The organism is Caulobacter sp. ErkDOM-C, from assembly GCF_048541825.1.
GTDB lineage: Bacteria > Pseudomonadota > Alphaproteobacteria > Caulobacterales > Caulobacteraceae > Caulobacter.
The window spans coordinates 2,396,485-2,415,675 of record NZ_CP183332.1 but is presented as its reverse complement, the minus strand read 5'-3'; the positions used below and the strand labels follow the sequence as shown (position 1 = coordinate 2,415,675).

The following is a 19,191-nucleotide window of genomic DNA, read 5'->3' as shown; positions in this document are numbered from 1 at the left end:
CCCTGAGCCTAACGCTCCTCGCGTGGCAGGCGAATGTGCACCAGCTTCCAGGTGAACAGTTCGCGCCGCTCGAAGGTGAACACCGTCACGCGCTTGGCGTCGCCCGGCCGCTGCATCGCCACGCGAACGCGGTTGGGATCCCAGTAGGCTATGGTCGGATAGGGGCCAGAGACCACGGCCTTCAGCTTGCCGGTCACGGTTGCGGGACGGGCCGGGCCGGCGGGCGCGGCGCCGGGCGCATAGCCCCGCGTCAGGGCCGAGATGCCGGCGATCGTCAGATAGCGATCGACCTTGGGCTCGGGCGGAGCGATCGGCTCGATGGCCCGGCGCATGGCGCCCAGCGGATCGCGCCAGATCGAGGGCGGCTCGGCCGGGGCCACAGGCGCGGCCTCGACCAACTGGCCGGTCAGGCTGCGCCGCACGGCCGGGAAGTCGACCAGCTCGCTGATCGCCTGCACGTCCTCATACTGGGCCGCCGCCTTCAGGGCCCGGAAGGCGAACCACGGCGCCGAGGCGAAGGTCGCCGCGAACACGAAGATGCCCAGGACGATCAGGTCCCAGATCCGCTTCTGCAAACTCATGGAGCGCCCCAAAATGGTTAACGCGGCATAGAAGGGGTATTCGCCGCATCGTCGCAAGCGTCTTCGCGTCAGGGGGGACCCGCAGGCGGCGTGCCGCCCTGATAGACGCACGCCGTTTCGGCGGCGCCCTCGGCGCGCTTGCGTTCGATCAGGTCGGCGACCCCGAGGAGTTTCTCGACCAGTCGCCTCTGGAGCCAGGCCTTGTTGCGTTGGCGACGCAGGTTTGAGCGGCACATCCCTTCGCGGCGGATCGGGCGTGCGGGGCGGGGATTGGGCATGAGGGTGTTCCGTTTCAAGGCGGAAGGCACGGCTGCGCCGCCCCGCGCTTTAGCTGCGAAGATCGGGGAGGGTGCGGGGCGCCGGGCCACGCCCGGATGAGAAAATAGAATTACCGTTTCGACGAAGCCCGGACGCCCCGCGCGATCGTTATCCGTCAGCGTCCCGTCAGGTGGCCCTGTTGAGGCCTTACCGGGAGCTATTCCGCCAGGTTTCCCGAGCAGAGCAGCGGTCGAGGCGGGCGAGCCAATCTAATGACTAATGAACACACCCGTCTGTCCTCATCCACGCCGACGGCGGGCGGGCCTGGCCAGCAACCAGGTCCCGGACCGTTCGGGTATCCCCCCCGAACCTGTCCCCGCTCGACCACACCCCAGGGCCGCAAAGGTCGCTGGCCGCGCGCCCTCCCCATGCCCTGAGGTGAAGACAGTATACGGCGGCGGCTATCGCGGGGGAGTTGGGGTGGCTGGGGCCAGGGATTTCAGGGGGTTAGGTGCGGGAAGCGGGGTGGATGAACGGATTTCGAAGGCCCCGGTCCAGGCCGTTCGAGGCTTGCCGGCGGGGCTGCGGTTCAGGCGTCGATGGTGCGGCTGACGTTCGAGACCAGCTTTCCGTCCCTCAGGGTGAGCTGGCGGCTGCATCTTGCCGCGACGCCTTCATCATGGGTGCAGATCAGGAAGGTGGCTCCGTCTTCCCGGTTCACTTCCCGCATCAGGGCCAGCACCCGTTCCGCCGACTCGCGATCCAGATTGCCGGTCGGCTCATCGGCGATGATCAGGTCGGGACGGTTCATCAGGGCCCGAGCGATGGCGACGCGCTGTTTTTGGCCGCCGGAAAGCCGGGTGGCGGGATAGTCGATGCGGTCCTCCAGCCCGACCCGGGTCAGGAGATCCCGCGCGCGCTCCCGCATCTCGCGCGAGATGCCGCCGGCCGGGGCCGCAGCGGGAAAGGCGACATTCTCCATGGCCGTAAAGTCGGGCAGCAGATGGTGGAACTGGAAGACAAAACCCAGTCGACGGTTTCGAAACTGGGCCCGCTTGCGCTCGGAGAAATCGTCGATCCGTTCCCCGCTGATCGTCAGGCTTCCGGCCGTCGGGCGCAAAAGCAGGCCGATGATCGACAGCAGGGTCGACTTGCCCGACCCCGAGGCTCCGAGCAGGGCCACGAGCTCACCCTTGTCAAGGGTCAGGTCGATCCCGTTCAAGACCCGGGTTTCTTCATCCCCGTTCTTGAACACCTTTTCGATGCCCTGGGCTTCCAGCACGCGGGTCATTGCTGGATGGCCTCCAGCGGGTCGACCTTCGAGGCCGCGCGCGCCGGGAGGATCGAGGCGATCACCGCCCCCAGCGTGGTCAGCACCAGCGCCGCCGCATAGCCGCCCCGCTCGGGCGCGATCGGCAGGACCGAGTCGCCGGCGGCATTGGTGATCCCCTGCAGCCAGATGCAGAGCCCATAGCCGGTGGCGCAGCCCAGCAAGGCGCCCACCAGGCCGATCAGCAGTCCCTGGAGCAGGAAGACCCACAGGATGAAGGCTCCCGGCACGCCGAACGCGCGCATGATCCCCACCTCGCTGCGACGCCGATAGGCAGACAGCACAAGGGCGCTGGCTATGCCGATGATGATCGAGATCAGCGAAAAGACCTGGATCATGGAGCCGGTTCGGCCCTGGGCGACCAGGGCGCTCTCGAGACTGACGTTCTTCTCCTGCCAGGGTGTTGCGCGCAGGCTCGTGGCATCGGCCAGGAACCGCGCCATGGCGCGCGCCTGATTGGGATCCTTCAGTTTGACTTCGATATTGGTCACCCCGTCCGGCAGCACGAACAGGGGGCGCGCCGTCTGCAGCGACAGGAAGGCCACGCGCTCGTCCAGGCTTTGCAGGCCCGTCCGGAAGACGCCCTTGATGGTGAGTTGCCGTTCGACGCCACGCTCGGTCCGCAGCAGAATGGATTGCCCCGCACTGAGACCCAGGTCCTCGGCCAGGCGCGCGCCGATCAACAGGCCATCGGCGCCCAGGTCGCCATTGCCGTCGATGATGCTGGGCGAAATCGGCGAGATCGCATCAATCCCCTGAGGGTCAACGCCCACGATCGAGACGGACCGGACCGCCTCGCTTTTCACCAGGACGGCGCTTCCCGTGATCTGGGGACTGATCGCCGACACCCTGGGGTCTGCCCGCAGGAGCTCGAGCACCATGGGCCAGTTGCGAATCTGCTGGCGCTGAAAGGTGGAAACCAGGGCCACGGATTCGACCGGCAGGTCTGGTCCTGCCAGGACCCTGGCAATGCGGGTCGGCGGTTCAAGGCTGACATGGGCGCTTTTGCCGGTCACCTGCTCGGTCAGCAGGATGGCCAGTCCGGCGATCAGGGCGGTGATGAACACGAAGACGGTCACCCCGATCGCGACGCCCGCCACCAGCAGCAGGGTCTGCGAGGGGTTTGACAGCAGATAGCGTCGGGCGACTTTCAGGGCGAACATGGCCTTAGCCGCCCGCCTTGGCCGCCACAGGCTCGATGTGCGCGCTGGGCTTGGTCGAGGTTGGTTCCAGGACGACGCGGTCCCCGGCCTTCAATCCGCTTTCGACGATGGCCTGTACGGAAGGCCAACGCGCCACGGTGATCTTTCTGACCTCGACCAGATTGGCGGCGTTGACGACATAGACCTTGGGCGCGGCCGTGGCGTCCACAACGGCGCTGCGCGGCACGACAATCGCAGCCTGACGCTGGTCAATGACGATGGTGACGTCGATCGAGCGACCAGGGGTCAGGGTCTGGCTGCCTTCGGCCGCCAGACGAACCGTCCGGCCGCCGGTGCTGGAATCGACCCGGGGCGAGACCTCGGTCACGCGGGCGGCAAAGATGCCCTGCGATCCTGACAGGGCGGCGCGGGCCCTCTGGCCGGCCGATAGTCGATCAGCATAGGCTTCCTCGACTTCGGCGCGGATCTCGACGCCCTGGGACGAGCCCAGTTGAAACAGCGGGGCGCCCGCAGCCACGACCTGGCCATTGTCGATCGGACGAACCAGCACCACGCCAGCCATGGGCGCGCGAATGGTGAATTCCCGCGAGCGTTCGGTCGAGGCCCGCAAGCCGGCATCCGCTGCGGCGACATTGGCCTTTGCCGTCTCAAGGCTCGCCTTCGCGGCATCCAGCGCCGCCTTGGCGGCAAAGCCGCGCTCATGCAGGGTTCGGGTTCGCTGATAGACCAGCTGGGCTTCCTTGGCCTGGGCCCGCGCGGCGCGCGCGCGGGCGGCGTCGGCGTCGGTCTGGGCCTGTTCGACGGACGCCAGGATCACCGCCATCGGGTCACCCGGCTGGACCTGGTCGCCCTCGTCATGGAGCAGGCTGATGACCTGTCCCGGATTGGGCGAGGAGACCTGGATGAGCTCGGCCGGGCGGGCGCGCCCGACCACAGACAGGGCCTGTTCGATGGTGCGGGGCTCGATTACCAGGACCGTAACCTGTTGCGGCCGTCGCGAGACCAGGACCCACGCCGTCAGCGCAACCACCAGGGCCGCCGCAACGATGAAGAGCCAGGGTCTTGGGATGGCGCGCATGATCAGAGCACTCGCGGAGGCAGGACGAGTCCTGCTCCTGCGCGTCCGGTCCCGGCATGGCAAGGCGCCAAATGGCCAGGGCGCTCTCGGCGGCTGAAACCCGCCTCATGCAGCGCAGGCTTGGCTGCCGTCGGAAGCTCCCTAGTCCCGATCGTGACTGTGCGACTCCGTGCTCGTCGCCTCCACGCTCAGGGCTTCGCCGTCGCCGCTCTGGAACCAGAACGGCGGGCGCGCCGGCTTGCCGGCTTCGTTCATCTTGCCGTCGAACACCCGGCCGTTGGCGATGGTGTAGGCGATGGTCGCGGTGTTGCGGATGTCGGTCAGGGGGTTGGCGTCGAACACCACCAGGTCGGCCAGCTTGCCGGGCTCCAGGGAGCCGAGGTCCTTGTCCATGCCCAGGGCCCGGGCCCCGTTGAGGCTGCCGGCCCGCAGGGCTTCCAGCGGGGTCATGCCGCCCTGGACGAAGCTCCACATTTCCCAGTGGGCTCCCAGGCCCTCGCGCTGGCCGTGGGCCCCGATCTGCACCGAGACGCCCAGGCGGTTGAGGCGCGTGGCCTCGCGGGCGACGGCGATGTGGTTGAGCTCATTGTCCGGGGTCAGGACCGGGCGGCGGGCGCGGTTGTCGAGCAGGCGGCGGGGGACGTACTGCTGCAGGCGCGGATCGTCCCAGACCTTGGTGGCCTGGTACCAGTAGTTGTCGCCGGCATTGCCGCCGAAGGCCACCACCAGGGTCGGGGTATAGGCCACCTTGGTTTGCGGCCACAGCTGGAGCACATCCGCATACAGACGGTCGACCGGGATCGAGTGCTCGATGGTGGTGTGACCGTCGATGATCATCGACATATTGGCCTGATACAGCGAGCCGCCCTCGGGCACGACCATCAGGCCCAGCTGGTTGGCGGCCTCGATGATCTGCTGGCGCTGTTCGCGGCGAGGCTGGTTGTAGCTCTTCACGCTCCAGGCTCCGACCGCCTTCATGCGGCGCAGGTTGGAGAGGGCGTCGTCCAGGCTGTCGACCTTGGCGGTGAATGGCGTGGTGGCCCCATAGAGAATCGCCCCGGTCGAAAAGATCCGTGGGCCGACCACCGATCCGGCCTTTTGCAGTTCCGAGTGGGCGAAGATCTCGGAGGTGTCGTTGGACGGGTCATGGATCGTGGTGACGCCGAAGGCCAGGGCGGCATGGTTGACCCAGCTGCGTTGCGGGATGATCTCGTCCGAGCCCATCGAGCCATGCCAGTGGGCGTCGATCAGGCCCGGCGTGATGGTCTTGCCGGTCAGGTCCATGACCTTGGCGTCGGCCGGCACGGTGACCGAGGCCCGCGGGCCGATGGCGACGATGCGGTTTCCATCCAGCACCACGACGCCGTCCTCGATGACCTCGTCACCCTTCAGGGTGATCAGCCGGGCGCCGGTCAGGGCCAGCTTGCCGGTGGGCTTGAAGGCAGCCTGTTTGAAACCCAGGTCGATGCCGGTCTCGGCGGGCTTGGGCAGTTCGGCGGGCGCGCCCTCGACGAAGCTGAAGCTGTCCTTCAGGCCACGGCTGTAGAGCTGCGGGCCCAGGGCCCAGTTCAGGGTGGCGCTGTCGCCCGACCAGTGGATCCAGTCGCCGGCGTCGCGGGTGACGCGGGTCTGGGGCAGGGCCTTGCCGTCGGTGGCGACGCTGACGGCGCGGCCGGTCTTGGGGAAGGGCGCGACATAGGCGTTGAAGCGCTCGGTCCAGGCCACCCAGGCCTCGTCGGGCGAGACCGCGAACTCCGACGCGAATTCCGAGGTCAGGTGGGTGCGGGGCTCGTGGCCGTTCAGATCGACGGACTTGAGGGCGGCCAGCTTGTCCTGGCGGCCGCTGAAATAGACCCGGTCATTGGCGGCGCCGAACTGCGGCATGCTGCCCTTGTCGCTGATCCGGCTGGCCTCGCCGCCGGCGGTCGGCACGCGATAGAGCCCCGGATCGCGGGTCCACAGGGTGCTGAGCAGCACGCCGTCGGTCGAGGCGCGATAGACGATGGTCTTGCCGTCGGGCGAGAACACCGGCTCGACGAAGCGGCCGGGGTTCTTGTTGACCTTGCGGCCTTCGCCGCCGGTCGCCGGGATCACCCGGATCGAGCCCAGGTCCTCGTCGTCCCAGGTGGTGTAGACGATGGATTTTCCGTCGCGCGACCAGGCCGGATAGAGCTCGAAGTGGTCCGACTGTTTGGTCAGGCGGCGCGGCGCCCCGCCGGGCAGGTCGCGGACCCACAGATGGCCCAGGGCCTCGAACACCACCGTCTTGCCGTTGGGCGCGGTGCGGGCCCAGCGGATCATCTTCACGTCAAAGCTGTCGGGGGCGACAACGACGGGGAAGCGCACGGCCTCGCGGGCCTTGCGGCTGTCGGCGACGTGGAACGGGATGTCGCTGACGGCCTTGCTGGCCAGGTCGACCTTGCGGATCTTGCCGCCGGCCCACAGCACGATCGCCTTGCCGTCGGGCGTCCAGCTGATGGCCGGATAGACCCCGTGGATGGCCCAGGTCTCCTGCATGTCGCGGTCGAGCTGGTCATAGACCTTGGTCTCGCGGCCCGAGGCGATGTCCATCACGTACAGGGTCGACTGGAAGCGCACGCGGCGGATGAAGGCCAGCGACTTGCCGTCCGGCGAGGGGGTGGGGCGGATCGCGCCGCCGGGCCCGCCGAGGAACTTCTTCACCTCGCCGGTGTCGCGATCGAGGCGCTGGATGGCGTAGATCTCGGTATTGGGGTCCTTGCTGTAGGCGAACACCCCGCCCTCGGTGACGTCGTCGCTGAAATAGAGATAGCGGCCGTCGGGCGAGAAGGCCGGCTCGCCGCTGTCCTTCTGCTGGGTGCGGCGCTCGGTCAGCTGCACGCCATTGCCGCCCGAGCGGTGATACAGCCACATCTCGCCGGCCCCCAGCGAGCGGCTGGAGGTGAAGTGCTTGCGACCGACGACGTACTGGCCGTCCGGGCTCCAGTCGGGCTGGGACAGCAGGCGGAAGCTCTCGCTGGAGACCGCCTTGGGATTTGCGCCATCACGGTCCATGACCCACAGATTGTCGCCACCGCCGCGGTCGGAGGTGAAGGCGATCTGTTTGCCGTCGGGCGAGTATTTGGGCTGCATGTCCCAGGAGATGCCGCTGGCGATGGCCTTGGCCTCGCCGCCGGTGATCGGCAGGACATAGAGGTCGCCCATCAGGTCGAAGACGATCTCCTTACCGTCGGGACTGACGTCCAGCGCCATCCAGGTGCCTTCAGTGACATCGAGCTTGAGATCGCGGTCATAGCCGGCCGGCGGATTGCGCACGTCCCACTTGGGCTTTTCTGACTTGGCGTCGGGCTTGGCGGCCGCTTCGGGCGCGGGGGAGGGCGTCTGGGCCAGGGCCGGGGCAGCCAGAAGCAGCAAGGCCGCCGTGGCCAACAGTGCGCGTTTCATCCCGTGATTCTCCCCTTGGACGGGGGGAGTTTAGCGAAGCCCCGACCAAAGAAAACGCCCCCCGGTTTCCCGAGGGGCGCTGATCGTCTTGATCCTCCCCCTCTGGGGGAGGTGGCCCAGAGGGCCGGAGGGGGCTAGCGCGGCTTAGGCCCTGATGGCCCCCTCAGTCACTCCGTGACAGCTCCCCCAGAGGGGGAGCAGCTACGGCCTTAGGCCATAGCCTTTTTGAGGTTCTCGTCGATCTTGTCGAGGAAGCCTTCGGTGGTCAGCCACGACTGCTTGTCACCGACCAGCAGGGCCAGATCCTTGGTCATGAAGCCGCTTTCGACGGTGTCGACGCAGACCTTTTCGAGGGTCAGGGCGAAGGCGGCCAGTTCGGCGTTGTCGTCCAGCTTGGCGCGGTGGGCCAGGCCCCGCGTCCAGGCGAAGATCGAGGCGATCGAGTTGGTCGAGGTGCTCTGGCCCTTTTGATGCTGGCGATAGTGGCGGGTCACGGTGCCGTGGGCGGCCTCGGCTTCCACCGTCTTGCCGTCCGGAGTCATCAGCACCGAGGTCATCAGGCCCAGCGAGCCGAAGCCCTGGGCCACGATGTCGGACTGCACGTCGCCGTCATAGTTCTTGCAGGCCCAGACATAGCCGCCCGACCACTTGAGGGCCGAGGCCACCATGTCGTCGATCAGGCGGTGCTCGTAATGGATGCCGGCGGCCTTGAACTGGTCGGCATATTCGGCGTCGAAGATCTCCTGGAAGATGTCCTTGAAGCGACCATCATAGTATTTGAGGATGGTGTTCTTGGTCGACAGATAGACCGGATAGCCGCGGCCCAGGCCGTAGGCGAACGAGGCGTGGGCGAAGTCGCGGATCGACGCGTCGAGATTGTACATGCCCATGGCCACGCCGGCGCCGGGGGCCTGGTACACTTCGTGCTCGATCACCGTGCCGTCCTCGCCGACGAACTTCATCGTCAGGGAGCCCTTGCCCGGGAACAGGAAGTCGGTGGCCTTGTACTGGTCGCCGAACGCGTGGCGGCCGACGATGATCGGCTGGGTCCAGCCGGGCACCAGGCGCGGCACGTTCTGGCAGATGATCGGTTCGCGGAAGATCACGCCGCCCAGGATGTTGCGGATCGTGCCGTTGGGCGACTTCCACATCTTCTTGAGGTTAAACTCGGTGACGCGCTGCTCGTCAGGGGTGATGGTGGCGCACTTGACGGCGACGCCGTGCTTCTTGGTGGCCTCGGCGGCGTCGATGGTCACCTGATCGTCGGTGGCGTCGCGGTTTTCGACCGACAGGTCGTAATAGTCCAGTTCCAGGTCCAGATACGGGAAGATCAGCTTATCCTTGATAAGCTTCCAGATGATCCGGGTCATTTCGTCGCCGTCCATATCGACAACGGGATTGGCGACTTTGATCTTGGCCATTACGGGGTCTTTCCTCCGGCGGTAGCGCGACTGAGGCGATCTGGCGCACAGGGCCAGGTCGCGGGCGCGGACGGGGTGGCTATAGACTGTTGCGCGGCGAGGGAAAAGCCGATCGGTAGAATGGCGTATCTTCAGGGGCTGTTAGGAGACACTGGCCTTTATGGATAACAGGGATCTTCCAGCGGAGATCGGTAGGGACTGACCGGGCGTGCGCAGCCTTCTGCCCAATACGGAAATGACCTCGCCCCTGGCGCGGCGCCTGCTGGCGATCGTCGCTGTGCTGTCGATCGCCGTCACCGGCGTGGCGACCGCTGTCGCCTTTGTGTTTGTGCAGAAAAGCGCTGCCGACACCCAGATGCGGCACCTGGCCGAATATGTCGGCGAGCGGGTGAAGACCGAGAACCGGCTGTTTTCCGATCTCGTCAGGGTTCACGAAGCGGCCAGCCTGGCCCTGACGCGCCGACTGGAAAGCCGGGACGCCGCTGACGCCCTCAGCGAGTTCAATACCCTGTTTCCTTCCCACGGCGATGGTACCCGGCGGACGGTCCCGGCGCTTTATGACGGGGAGCGGCGGGGGCCGCATTTTGTCTATGGGATTGGTGGCTATCTGAAGAGTGCCGACCAGATGGGCAACGAGGATAAGGCTCTATTTGTCTCGGCTCTGGAGGTGGTGGCCAATACCGGTGAAACCGAAGTAAATCACTACGACAATTTCTATTTCTTCACCCCCCGGACCCGACTGGTTATGTTTGGCCCGAAGCGTGCGGACAAGCTGCTGTACTATCGTCAAGATGCGCCCCCGACCTTGGATGTTAGCGGGGAGGAGATGACCCAGATCAGTCTGCCGGAAGCCAATCCCGGGCGCGGTATGAAATGTACTAAGCTCCGCCGGCTGATTTCCGATCCCACGGGCCGGGGCCTGACCGCAGGGTGCATGACGCCTTTCTATTTCAAGAACCAGTTCATGGGCATATGGGGCACAAGCCTGTCGCTCGATTCCTATTTGCTGCGCGCGGTCGGCGAGTCACTGCCTGACGGCACGAACATGATTGTTACGGACGGCGGCGAGTTGATTGCCGCTCCGGGGCTTGCGCGTAAGGGCGTGATTGAGATCGCCCGCCTAAGGGAATTGGAGGAACGGTCGAAGGTCGCCGACTTGATTCGCCAGATCAAGACGACCGGACGGGACATCGGAGCAATCCGGAATGCGACGGGCGATCAGGTCATCGCATACGGTCGCCTTGAGGAACCCAACTGGTGGTTTCTGATGACCTTTCCGTCGAACGCGGTGGTGCTGTCGTCTATCCGGACCGCATCCTGGGTGCTGCTGTTTGGCGTGCTGGGCGTGATGCTCCAGGTGATGCTGCTCTATCGGGTGATCAGCCGCGAACTGGCCTGGCCGCTGAACCTCCTGGCCCAGGCCGAGCGCGGCGGCGGTCGTGAGCAGACCCTTGGCGTCGAGGCCCGCCAGGATGAAATCGGCGACCTGGCGCGCACCCTGCGGCAGCAGCGCGAGGGCAATGAAGAGCTGCTCCGGAGTCTCGAGGACCGGGTGGCCGAGCGGACGGCCGAGCTGGAGCGCGCCAACCGGGCCAAGTCCGTCTTCCTGGCCAATATGAGCCATGAGCTGCGGACGCCGCTGAATGGCGTGATCGCCATCGGCGACCGCCTGGCCGACGAGGAAAATCCCCAGGTCCGCCGCGAGCTGGCCGAACTGGTCACCTCATCGGGCCGACTGCTGGAACAGGTGCTGGGCGACATTCTGGATGTCTCGAAGATCGAGGCCGGCCAGTTTCATCTCAACCCCGCGCCCTTCGACCTGGATCGTCTGGTGCGCGGCATGGCCGAACTGCACGCCGCCGCCGCCCAGGCCAAGGGTCTGGACTTTTCCTGGTCGATCGCGCCGGACGCGTCCGGCGGCTACCTGGGTGATTCCGGACGGATCAATCAGATCCTCTCCAACCTGCTGGCCAATGCGGTCAAGTTCACGGCGCAGGGCTCGATTGTCCTGACCGTCGAGCGCCGGGATGACCGACTGGTCTTCACCGTGGCCGACACCGGGGTGGGCTTTGATGACACGGTGCGCGAGCGGCTGTTCAAGCGCTTCGTCCAGGCTGACCAGTCGATTACCCGCCAGTTTGGCGGCACGGGGCTGGGGCTGTCGATCTCGGCCGCCCTGGCCGAGATGATGGGGGGGAGCATCGACGCGCGGGCGGTGGTCGGATCGGGCGCCACCTTCTCGGTTGAACTGCCGCTTCCACCTTACGAGGGCGAGGCGCTGGACCCGCGTCGGGAGCGCCCGGACGAGATTTCACTGCAGGGCCTGACTGTGCTGGTCGCCGAGGACCATCCCACCAACCGCAAGGTCGTCGAGGTGGTGCTGGAGCCGTTCGGCGTCGATCTGACCATGGTCGAGGACGGCGCGGCAGCCTTGGCGGCGGCCAAGAGCCAGACCTTCGACGCCATCTTGATGGATATGCAGATGCCGATCATGGACGGCTTGACGGCCACCCGCGAGATCCGGGCGCATGAAGTGGCGCAGGGCTTGCCGCCGGTGCTGATCATCATGGTGACCGCCAACGCCATGGAGGAACACATCGCCTCGGCCAAGGCGGCAGGCGCGGACCTGCACCTGGCCAAGCCACTGCATCCAGCCTTGCTGCTGGAAGCCCTGGCCGGCGTGCGCAACAGCCTCGCGGCCGCTACGGTCAGCGCGGCGGAGTAGGGGGTCCTGCCGTCCGCTCAGCGGCGGTGGAGCCGGGACGGCCTGCCCCCTTTGTGGAGGTCCTAAGCTGAGCGGGGCCCGCCGGACGCCCCCTTCATCACGCTGCAGGTTCGCAGCGCGTCATCCCTGAAGCCGATGATCTTTTTTCGATTGCCCCCCTTGAATGGGCTTTGCGGCTGCATAGGTTCTAAAAGCGGGCCGGGCCCCTCTGACGAATGAATGCAAGCATTCGTGATGTCGGACCGCATCGGGTGTTCTCGATGTCTGGGTCCGGTGTCCCCCTCCCCCCCCCCCCTCGGTCCGGATCCAGCGTTGAGAACACCCCTCCAGTCTGGAAAGGGAACGCCTTATGCCGCTTCTGATGTGCCCCAACTGCGATGGCTCGATGCAGGCGGTGAACCGCGCCGGCGTCGAGTTTGACATGTGCCCCAAGTGTCGGGGTGTGTGGCTGGATCGCGGCGAACTGGAAAAGCTGATGGCCCTTGAGCGCGAGGACGCCGCCGGTCAGGCTGCGCCGCCGCCGCGCCAGCAGGCGCCGTATCAGGCCCCGCCGCAGCAGCAGAACTACGCTCCGCCGCCGCGCTATGAAGAGCCCCGTCGCTACAAGGATGACGACGATCGTCATCGCTATGGCCAACAGGGCCACTACAAGAAGAAGAAGGGTTTTGATCTCTTCGACATCTTCGACTGACGAAAGAGCGATGAACCACGTCAAGACCTACATGCTGCTGGCGGGCCTGACGGCGCTGTTCATGGCGGCGGGCTTCCTGCTGGGCGGCGCCATGGGCATGCTGATCGCCCTGGTCTTCGCCGTCGGCCTGAACGCGTTCTCGTACTGGAACGCCGACAAGATCGTGCTGAAGACCTATGGCGCGGTCGAGGTCGACGAGAGCCATCCCGACCGCCGCATTCGCGACTATGCCATTGACGTCCACGCCATGGCTGAGCGGGCCGGTCTGCCGCGTCCGCGCGTCTGTGTGATGGAGAACGGCCAGCCCAACGCCTTCGCCACGGGCCGTGATCCCGAGCATGCCGCCGTGGCCGCCACGACAGGCCTGCTGGCTATGCTGGACCGCGACGAGATTGCCGCCGTGATGGCCCACGAACTGGCCCATGTGAAGAACCGCGACACCCTGACCATGACGGTCACCGCCACCATCGCCGGCGCCATCTCGGCCCTGGCCAATTTTGGCCTGTTCTTCGGCGGTTCGCGCGACCAGGACCGTCCCGGCGGCATGATCGGCGCGATCGCCGTCGCCATCCTGGCGCCCATCGCCGCCATGCTGGTGCAGATGGCCATCAGCCGCTCGCGCGAATACGAGGCCGACCGCGTCGGCGCCCAGATCGGCGGCGACCCTGCCGCCCTGGCCCGCGCGCTGCAAAAGATCGAGGCCTATGCCCGCGGCGGCGCGGTGAACCACGCGGCCGAGCGCAATCCGGCCACGGCCCATATGTTCATCATCAACCCGCTGAACGGCAGCGGGGCCGACAACCTGTTCTCGACCCACCCGGCCACCCACAACCGCGTCGAGGCCCTGCTGGCCCTGGGCGTGGGGCAGGGGACGCGTCCCCGGCGCGTGGGCACGGCCGTTCCGGTCAGTCGTCCGCGCCGGACGGGGCCCTGGGGTTAGTTAGCGTCCAAGAATGGCGTTGCGCTGGCGGTCTCCGTCCTGAAGGATCGGGGCCTTAGCCGCCGCCAGGATCGCCCCGCCGTCAATGTCGCCATCCCGTCGATCCCTGCTGGTTTTCGGCGTGGCCCTCGTCGTCGCGGGCTGCGCCACGACACCCAGGCTCCTGGCGTCCGACGTCACATGGCCCGAGCTGGAGCCTGTGGGCGTGACGAGCGACCGTCACGGCCTGACGGTGCGCGTGGCCTCGAAAGGCTGCGTCGCCAAGGCTGACTTCGTGTTCCGACTGGATCGCGGCGCCGGCGGCGCTGTGCTGGCCTTCGCGCGGCGGCGGCTGGAGACCTGCCGGTTTGGCGAGGCGGGTGTGGTCGACCTCGTGTTCAGCTATGAAGAGCTGGGCCTGAGGCGCGGGGAGCGGTTCGCGGTGGCTAACCCTTCGCGTTGAACCGCTCGACCATCCAGTCCAACACGCGGGCTGGGCGCCGGGCGGCGATGTCGATCAGCACCCAGTCGGTGCGGCTCTGGGCGCACATCTCGCCGTCGGGGCCGTCGATGCGAACATAGCGCTCGAAGCGCGGACCCTTCAGCTCGCCGACCCAGGTGTAGCCCGTGGCGATCTCGTCCTGGCGCAGTTCCCGGCGATAGTCGATCTCGTGGCGGCGCGCCACCCAGCTCCACGGCGCGCGCTCTTCGGCCGAGGTCCGGGCGGCCCAATGGGCGATGGCCAGGTCCTGGGCCCAGGCCAGATAGACCACGTTGTTGACGTGCTCATTGGCGTCGATGTCAGACGCCGTAGGCTGGAAGGTCATCGAGAAGGCGTTGGCGGTGGGCTGGAAAACCCGGCTCACGCCTCGATCAGACCCTGCTCGGCCATCAGCGTCTTCAGCTCACCCGACTGGAACATCTCGCGGACGATGTCGCTGCCGCCGATGAATTCGCCCTTCACATAGAGCTGGGGAATGGTCGGCCAGTCGGTGTAGGCCTTGACGCCCTGGCGCAGGTCATCGTCCTGCAGCACGTCGACGCCGATGAACTCGACGCCCAGATGGTCGAGGATCTGTACCGAAACGGCCGAGAAGCCACAGCGCGGCTGGTCGGGAACGCCCTTCATGAACAGCACCACGGCGTGGTCGGTCACGGTCTTGGCGATGAAGTCGAGGGCGGGGGTGGAGGCGGCGTCAGTCATGGCGGGTAGATCCTTGCAAGTCCCTTCAGCTAGGCGCCGCGTGTCCCTGGGTCAAGACCCCGCGCTATCGCTGGCCGGCGGCGCGGTCGCGTTCCTGGGCTGAAAAGCGCGCCATTTCGATCTGGGCGCAGACCCCGTTGGGCAGGTCCCGCTCGACCACGGCGGCCAGGCGTTCGACCTCGGCCTGGGTGTCGGCGGTGATGCGCACCGTGGCCAGCGAGGGCTCGGTCAGGGCATAGCCCAGGCAGATATCCTCGGCGCTCCAGCCCTGGGTGCCCGTCAGGAAGTCATAGCCGCCGACATCGGCCAGCGGATCGCTGCGACGCCGCCACAGCGAGGGCTTCTGGAACAGCGGCTTGCTGCCCAACTCGCGCAGAGCCTGGGGCCAGAAGTCTTCGCCGATCACGGCCAGGTTCTGACTGACGGCGGCGCGGACGCGATTGCGCTCGGCCCAGCCCGACGACAGGTTGAACGGCGACGACAGGGCGGTGACCAGGCCACTGTTCGTCAGCGCCGGATCCACGTCGCCCCGGCTGGCCACACCCAGGCCCCGGATGGCTCGTCCCTCGTGCAGGGTGCGAAGCACAGCGCCGCCGGCGGCCGGCAGGTCAGGACCCAGCGGGTCGTTGAGCAGCACTAGATCCAGATAATCCAGGCCAAGGTCATCGAAGGCCGCGGTCATCATCGTTTCGACAACCGCAGCGGTGAACTGGCCGGCTTCTTCGCGTACCCGCCAGGTCAGGAACAGCAGCCGCCGCTCGACCGACGCGAAGGCTTCGGCCGCGCCCTGCAGCAGGGCCGGCGAAGCGCCGTCGATCTGGAAGCTGTTGATCCCGTTCTCGATGGCCGTGAAGATCAGGGCCCGCCACTCGCTGGCGCGCAGGCGCGACTGGTCCGACAGGCGAAGGGTGATCGCCGAAACCGTCATGCCCGAATTGCCGAACGGTCGGTAGCGCATCGCTAGTCGGCCGGGTCTGCGGGCGGCGCCGCCGTCTCGAGCGCCAGGGCGTGCAAGGTCCCACCCAGCACATCGGCCAGGGCGCGATTGACCATCTGGTGCTGCTTGACCCGGTTCAGACCCCGGAAAGCCGGCGACACGATGCGGGCCTTGTAGTGGTCGCCGTCGCCGGCCAGATCGGTCAGCACGATCTCGGCATCGGGGAAGGCGGCGTGCAGGCGGCCCTCGAGGTCGGCGGGAGACATGGGCACGGGAGGAAAGCTCCAATCCTTGAAGGGGTTGTATGCCCCGGAAGTCTTAAGAACGGGCGTACGGCAGACGATAGGGCGGCTTATGGCCACAGGCAGGGTTAAGGTGATTTAACTCCCTCTGGAAGCCGTCTGCAGGCATAGGGACGGCATGATTCAGGTTTTCGCTCCGCGCCTCCGCCTTCTGGCCCTGATTTTCGCCCTGGGCGCCGCCGCCCCGGCCTTCGCCGCGACCCCGGGCGCCAAGGCCCTGGACGATGTCCGCATCCTGTCGGACGACGCCATGCAGGGCCGCGCGGCAGGCACGCCGGGTTCAGCCCTCGCGCGGGCGCATATCCTCAAGCGCTTTGACGAGATCGGCCTGTCGCCCATCGGCGCCAGCTTCGAGCAGCCGTTCAGCTTCACCCGGCGCGACGGAACCCGGGTAAACGCCATCAATCTGGTGGCCCGCGTTGCCGGTACTGCGCGTGCCGGCAAGGCCATCGTGGTCTCGGCCCATTACGACCATCTGGGCGTGCGGGGCGGCGAGATCTTCAACGGCGCCGACGACAACGCCTCGGGCGTGGCCGGCCTGCTGGCTGTCGCCGAAGCCTTCAAGGCCAGTCCGCCCAGGCACGATGTGATCCTGGCGGTGGTCGACGCCGAAGAGGGCGGTCTGCGCGGGGCCCACGCCTTCGTCGCCAATCCGCCTGTGCCGCTGTCGATGATCGCCCTGAACATCAATTTCGACATGCTGAGCAAGAACCCGAAGAACGAGCTCTATGTCAGCGGCGCTTCGCCCTTTCCGGTGCTGAAGCCGATCCTGGACAAGGTGGCGGCGACCGCGCCGGTCAGCCTGAAGCTGGGGCACGACACCGACGCCGACGGCAAGGAGAACAACTGGACCAGCCAGTCGGACCACTACGCCTTCGCCGCGAAGGGCGTGCCGTGGCTCTATTTCGGGGTCGAGGATCATCCCGAATATCACAAGAGCACCGACGATTTCGCCACGATCCCGCAGGACTTCTTCAAGCGCTCGGTCGCCACCGTGGTCGCCGCGAGCCTGGCGCTGGACCGGGATCTGGACACTCAGCAGCCCACGCACTGACCGGTCTCAAAGGCGCGGCCGATTGCCACCCCTGTTGGCAATTTGGACCATCTGACCCTAAATTCCGACAAGCACGCTAGAATTCCAAAAGGATTCGCTCCGATCGACCGGTCAACGCTGCGCGACATGATCATCAAGACCAGCTGGACGGTTGCCCTCATCGTGGGTGTCGCCATGGTGATGGACTATGTCATCAACATCGTGATCCTGCACAATCCACCCGCCTATTCGCCGTTTGCGACGTTGCTGATCTCCACCGTCATTGCGGCGCCGCTGGCCTTTTTCCTCACTCAGCAACGACAAGGCCTGCTGCAGCTGAGGGGTGATCTGTCCAGCAGCCTGGCGGCCAAGCAGATGGCGATCGATGAGGCCGAGCGTCGGCGGGCCGAGGCCGAGGACGCCCTGGAGCGGTTGCGCGAAAGCGACCGGCTTTACCGGCTTCTCTCCGAGAATCTGACGGACAACATCAACCTGTGGTCCCGGTCCGGCGAGCGCCTCTACATGTCGCCGTCAATTGAGCGGCTGACCGGCTTTACGGTCGAGGAATGGCAGACCCTGCCGCCTGAGGCGATGACCAGTCCTGAGGACTATGCGACTGTCCAGGCGTTGGTGCGAACCCTGATCCCCGGCGGCGAATCCAAGATTTACGAGTATGAGAGCGCCCGCAAGGACGGCACGCCGATCTGGTTTGAGAGCACCTACAAACGGGTGGCCGGCGCCGAGCGCGAACTGCTGGTGACGACGCGCGATGTCACCGAGCGCAAGAAGCTGGAACTGGACCTGACTCACGCCCTGGAGCTGGCTCAAACGGCGGCGGCGGCCAAGTCCGACTTCCTGGCCAACATGACCCATGAGCTGCGTACGCCGCTCAATGCCATTATCGGCTTTGCCGGGGTTCTGCGCGGGTCCAGCACCCTGTCGGAGCGGGATGCGCGGCATGTGGGGCTGATCCAGGACGCCAGCAACACCCTTCTCAACGTCGTCAATGACGTGCTCGACTTCTCGAGGCTTGAGGCCGGCGGCGTAGAGCTGGATCCGCAACCCTTCGATCCGCTGGTTATGGTCGCCTCGTGCGCCGCCCTGATCGAGGGGCAGGCCGAGGCCAAGGGGCTGGTCCTCGCGATTTCGGCCCCCGATCACCTGTCGGCCATGCAGGCCGATGCGCCTCGCCTGACCCAGGTGCTCCTCAACCTCCTGTCCAACGCGGTGAAATTCACCAATACCGGCCAGGTCATGGTGGTCGTGAACCAGGTTCTGATCGACGGCGAGGGCTTGTTGCGGGTCGAGGTGCGCGACACCGGAATCGGGATCTCCGGCCAACAGCTGGACAACGTCTTTGACCGTTTCTCTCAGGCCGATGCGGCGGTGTCCCGACGGTTTGGCGGTACGGGCCTTGGGCTGGCGATTTCACGCCGGATCATCGAGCAGATGGGCGGCGAGATCGGTGTCGACAGCCGCGAGGGCGAAGGCTCATGCTTCTGGTTCCAGATCCGGGCGCCCTTGTGCGATCTGGCGCCGGAAGCCCCGCTTGAGGATCCGGCGATCCCCGATCCGGATCAGGCCGTGCGCCTGCTGCTGGTTGAGGACAACGCCGTCAATCGCGAGCTGATCCGCATCATGCTCGAGCCTTTCGGCATCAAGGTGGACACGGCCAATGACGGCGTCGCGGGCGTCGAGGCGTTGCGCCAGGGAGGCTATGACCTGGTGCTGATGGATATCCAGATGCCGGGCATGGACGGCTTGACCGCCACCCGGCGCATCCGGGCCATGACCGACGCTCCCGGCTCGCGCACCCCGATCGTGGCCATGACCGCCAATGTCCTGCCCGAACAGGTGGCCAATTGCATCGCCGCCGGCATGGACGATCATCTGGGCAAGCCGATCAATCCGACCAGGCTGCTTGAAGCCATCGCCCGCTGGTCGGGTCGCGAACACGCCGAGGTAGCGGCCGGCTAATACCAACGGCTGTTGATCCTGACCTCAGAGGGTCCAAATCTGAAAATACGCCGTCACCGCGGGAACAAGTCCCAGGGTGACGAGGATATAGAGCGCGAGGAGTCGAGCTCAGCGGCGCTTGGTAAAAGGCCTTCGCGACAGGTCCGGCG

17 protein-coding genes and 1 pseudogene are annotated in these 19,191 nt (G+C 66.4%); 6 read left to right on the top strand and 12 right to left on the bottom strand.

Going from position 1 to position 19,191, the window contains the following annotated elements; genetic code table 11:
- Positions 1 to 8: 8 nt before the first annotated feature.
- The 8 genes and pseudogenes from ACN2C8_RS11770 to ACN2C8_RS11735 form a co-directional block, all read right to left on the bottom strand.
- Positions 9 to 581, bottom strand: coding sequence for a DUF2939 domain-containing protein (locus tag ACN2C8_RS11770; RefSeq protein ID WP_419251953.1), 573 nt, complete (start codon positions 579 to 581; stop codon positions 9 to 11).
- 68 nt (positions 582 to 649) lie between these two features.
- A complete protein-coding gene (locus tag ACN2C8_RS11765) occupies positions 650 to 859 on the bottom strand; it encodes a hypothetical protein (RefSeq protein WP_419251952.1) in 210 nt (69 codons plus the stop codon).
- Between the two features lie 283 nt (positions 860 to 1,142).
- A pseudogene (locus ACN2C8_RS11760) lies at positions 1,143 to 1,269 on the bottom strand (hypothetical protein); the annotation flags it as partial.
- Positions 1,270 to 1,428: 159 nt separating this feature from the next.
- Positions 1,429 to 2,130: an ABC transporter ATP-binding protein gene (locus ACN2C8_RS11755; protein WP_419251951.1), complete on the bottom strand. Its 702-nt coding sequence runs from the start codon at positions 2,128 to 2,130 to the stop codon at positions 1,429 to 1,431.
- Positions 2,127 to 3,332, bottom strand: coding sequence for an ABC transporter permease (locus tag ACN2C8_RS11750; RefSeq protein WP_419251950.1), 1,206 nt, complete (start codon positions 3,330 to 3,332; stop codon positions 2,127 to 2,129). The genes ACN2C8_RS11755 and ACN2C8_RS11750 overlap by 4 nt, the downstream gene beginning before the upstream one ends.
- Before the next feature lie 4 nt (positions 3,333 to 3,336).
- Complete coding sequence (locus ACN2C8_RS11745) at positions 3,337 to 4,410, bottom strand: efflux RND transporter periplasmic adaptor subunit (RefSeq protein ID WP_419251949.1); 1,074 nt, start codon at positions 4,408 to 4,410, stop codon at positions 3,337 to 3,339.
- A 141-nt stretch (positions 4,411 to 4,551) separates the two neighbouring features.
- Complete coding sequence (locus ACN2C8_RS11740; RefSeq protein WP_419251948.1) at positions 4,552 to 7,833, bottom strand: amidohydrolase family protein; 3,282 nt, start codon at positions 7,831 to 7,833, stop codon at positions 4,552 to 4,554.
- Positions 7,834 to 8,042: 209 nt separating this feature from the next.
- Positions 8,043 to 9,254 (bottom strand): NADP-dependent isocitrate dehydrogenase, encoded by a 1,212-nt coding sequence (locus ACN2C8_RS11735; protein WP_419251947.1) that lies wholly within the window; start codon positions 9,252 to 9,254, stop codon positions 8,043 to 8,045.
- Positions 9,255 to 9,462: 208 nt separating this feature from the next.
- On the opposite strand from ACN2C8_RS11735, the gene ACN2C8_RS11730 reads away from it, so the two are divergent.
- The 4 genes from ACN2C8_RS11730 (at position 9,463) to ACN2C8_RS11715 (ending at position 14,052) form a co-directional block, all read left to right on the top strand.
- Positions 9,463 to 11,979, top strand: a complete 2,517-nt coding sequence (locus ACN2C8_RS11730) for an ATP-binding protein (protein WP_419251946.1) — start codon at positions 9,463 to 9,465, stop codon at positions 11,977 to 11,979.
- A 349-nt stretch (positions 11,980 to 12,328) separates the two neighbouring features.
- Positions 12,329 to 12,670 carry a zf-TFIIB domain-containing protein gene (locus ACN2C8_RS11725; protein ID WP_419251945.1) on the top strand — a complete coding sequence of 114 codons (342 nt, stop codon included), beginning with the start codon at positions 12,329 to 12,331 and terminating at the stop codon, positions 12,668 to 12,670.
- 10 nt (positions 12,671 to 12,680) lie between these two features.
- A complete protein-coding gene (gene htpX / locus ACN2C8_RS11720) occupies positions 12,681 to 13,610 on the top strand; it encodes a zinc metalloprotease HtpX (RefSeq protein WP_419251944.1) in 930 nt (309 codons plus the stop codon).
- An 85-nt stretch (positions 13,611 to 13,695) separates the two neighbouring features.
- The gene (locus tag ACN2C8_RS11715; RefSeq protein WP_419251943.1) at positions 13,696 to 14,052 is read left to right on the top strand and encodes a hypothetical protein; all 357 of its coding nucleotides are present in this window, start codon (positions 13,696 to 13,698) and stop codon (positions 14,050 to 14,052) included.
- Here the strand turns inward: ACN2C8_RS11715 and ACN2C8_RS11710 are convergent.
- From ACN2C8_RS11710 to ACN2C8_RS11695, 4 genes are all read right to left on the bottom strand, one after another.
- Positions 14,036 to 14,455, bottom strand: coding sequence for an acyl-CoA thioesterase (locus ACN2C8_RS11710; protein WP_419251942.1), 420 nt, complete (start codon positions 14,453 to 14,455; stop codon positions 14,036 to 14,038). The genes ACN2C8_RS11715 and ACN2C8_RS11710 overlap by 17 nt on opposite strands.
- Positions 14,452 to 14,793, bottom strand: coding sequence for a Grx4 family monothiol glutaredoxin (gene grxD, locus ACN2C8_RS11705; protein ID WP_419251941.1), 342 nt, complete (start codon positions 14,791 to 14,793; stop codon positions 14,452 to 14,454). Before grxD ends, ACN2C8_RS11710 begins: the two co-directional genes overlap by 4 nt.
- 64 nt (positions 14,794 to 14,857) lie before the next feature.
- Positions 14,858 to 15,751, bottom strand: a complete 894-nt coding sequence (locus tag ACN2C8_RS11700; protein ID WP_419251940.1) for a hypothetical protein — start codon at positions 15,749 to 15,751, stop codon at positions 14,858 to 14,860.
- A 2-nt stretch (positions 15,752 to 15,753) separates the two neighbouring features.
- Entirely contained in the window at positions 15,754 to 16,002 is a 249-nt protein-coding gene (locus ACN2C8_RS11695) for a BolA/IbaG family iron-sulfur metabolism protein (protein WP_419251939.1), read from the bottom strand.
- A gap of 148 nt (positions 16,003 to 16,150) precedes the next feature.
- Here ACN2C8_RS11695 and ACN2C8_RS11690 point away from each other — a divergent pair, with 148 nt between their 5' ends.
- Together ACN2C8_RS11690 and ACN2C8_RS11685 are read left to right on the top strand one after the other, a co-directional pair.
- Positions 16,151 to 17,086 (top strand): M20/M25/M40 family metallo-hydrolase, encoded by a 936-nt coding sequence (locus ACN2C8_RS11690; RefSeq protein ID WP_419251938.1) that lies wholly within the window; start codon positions 16,151 to 16,153, stop codon positions 17,084 to 17,086.
- A 126-nt stretch (positions 17,087 to 17,212) separates the two neighbouring features.
- A complete protein-coding gene (locus ACN2C8_RS11685; protein ID WP_419251937.1) occupies positions 17,213 to 19,042 on the top strand; it encodes an ATP-binding protein in 1,830 nt (609 codons plus the stop codon).
- Positions 19,043 to 19,191 lie beyond the last annotated feature (149 nt).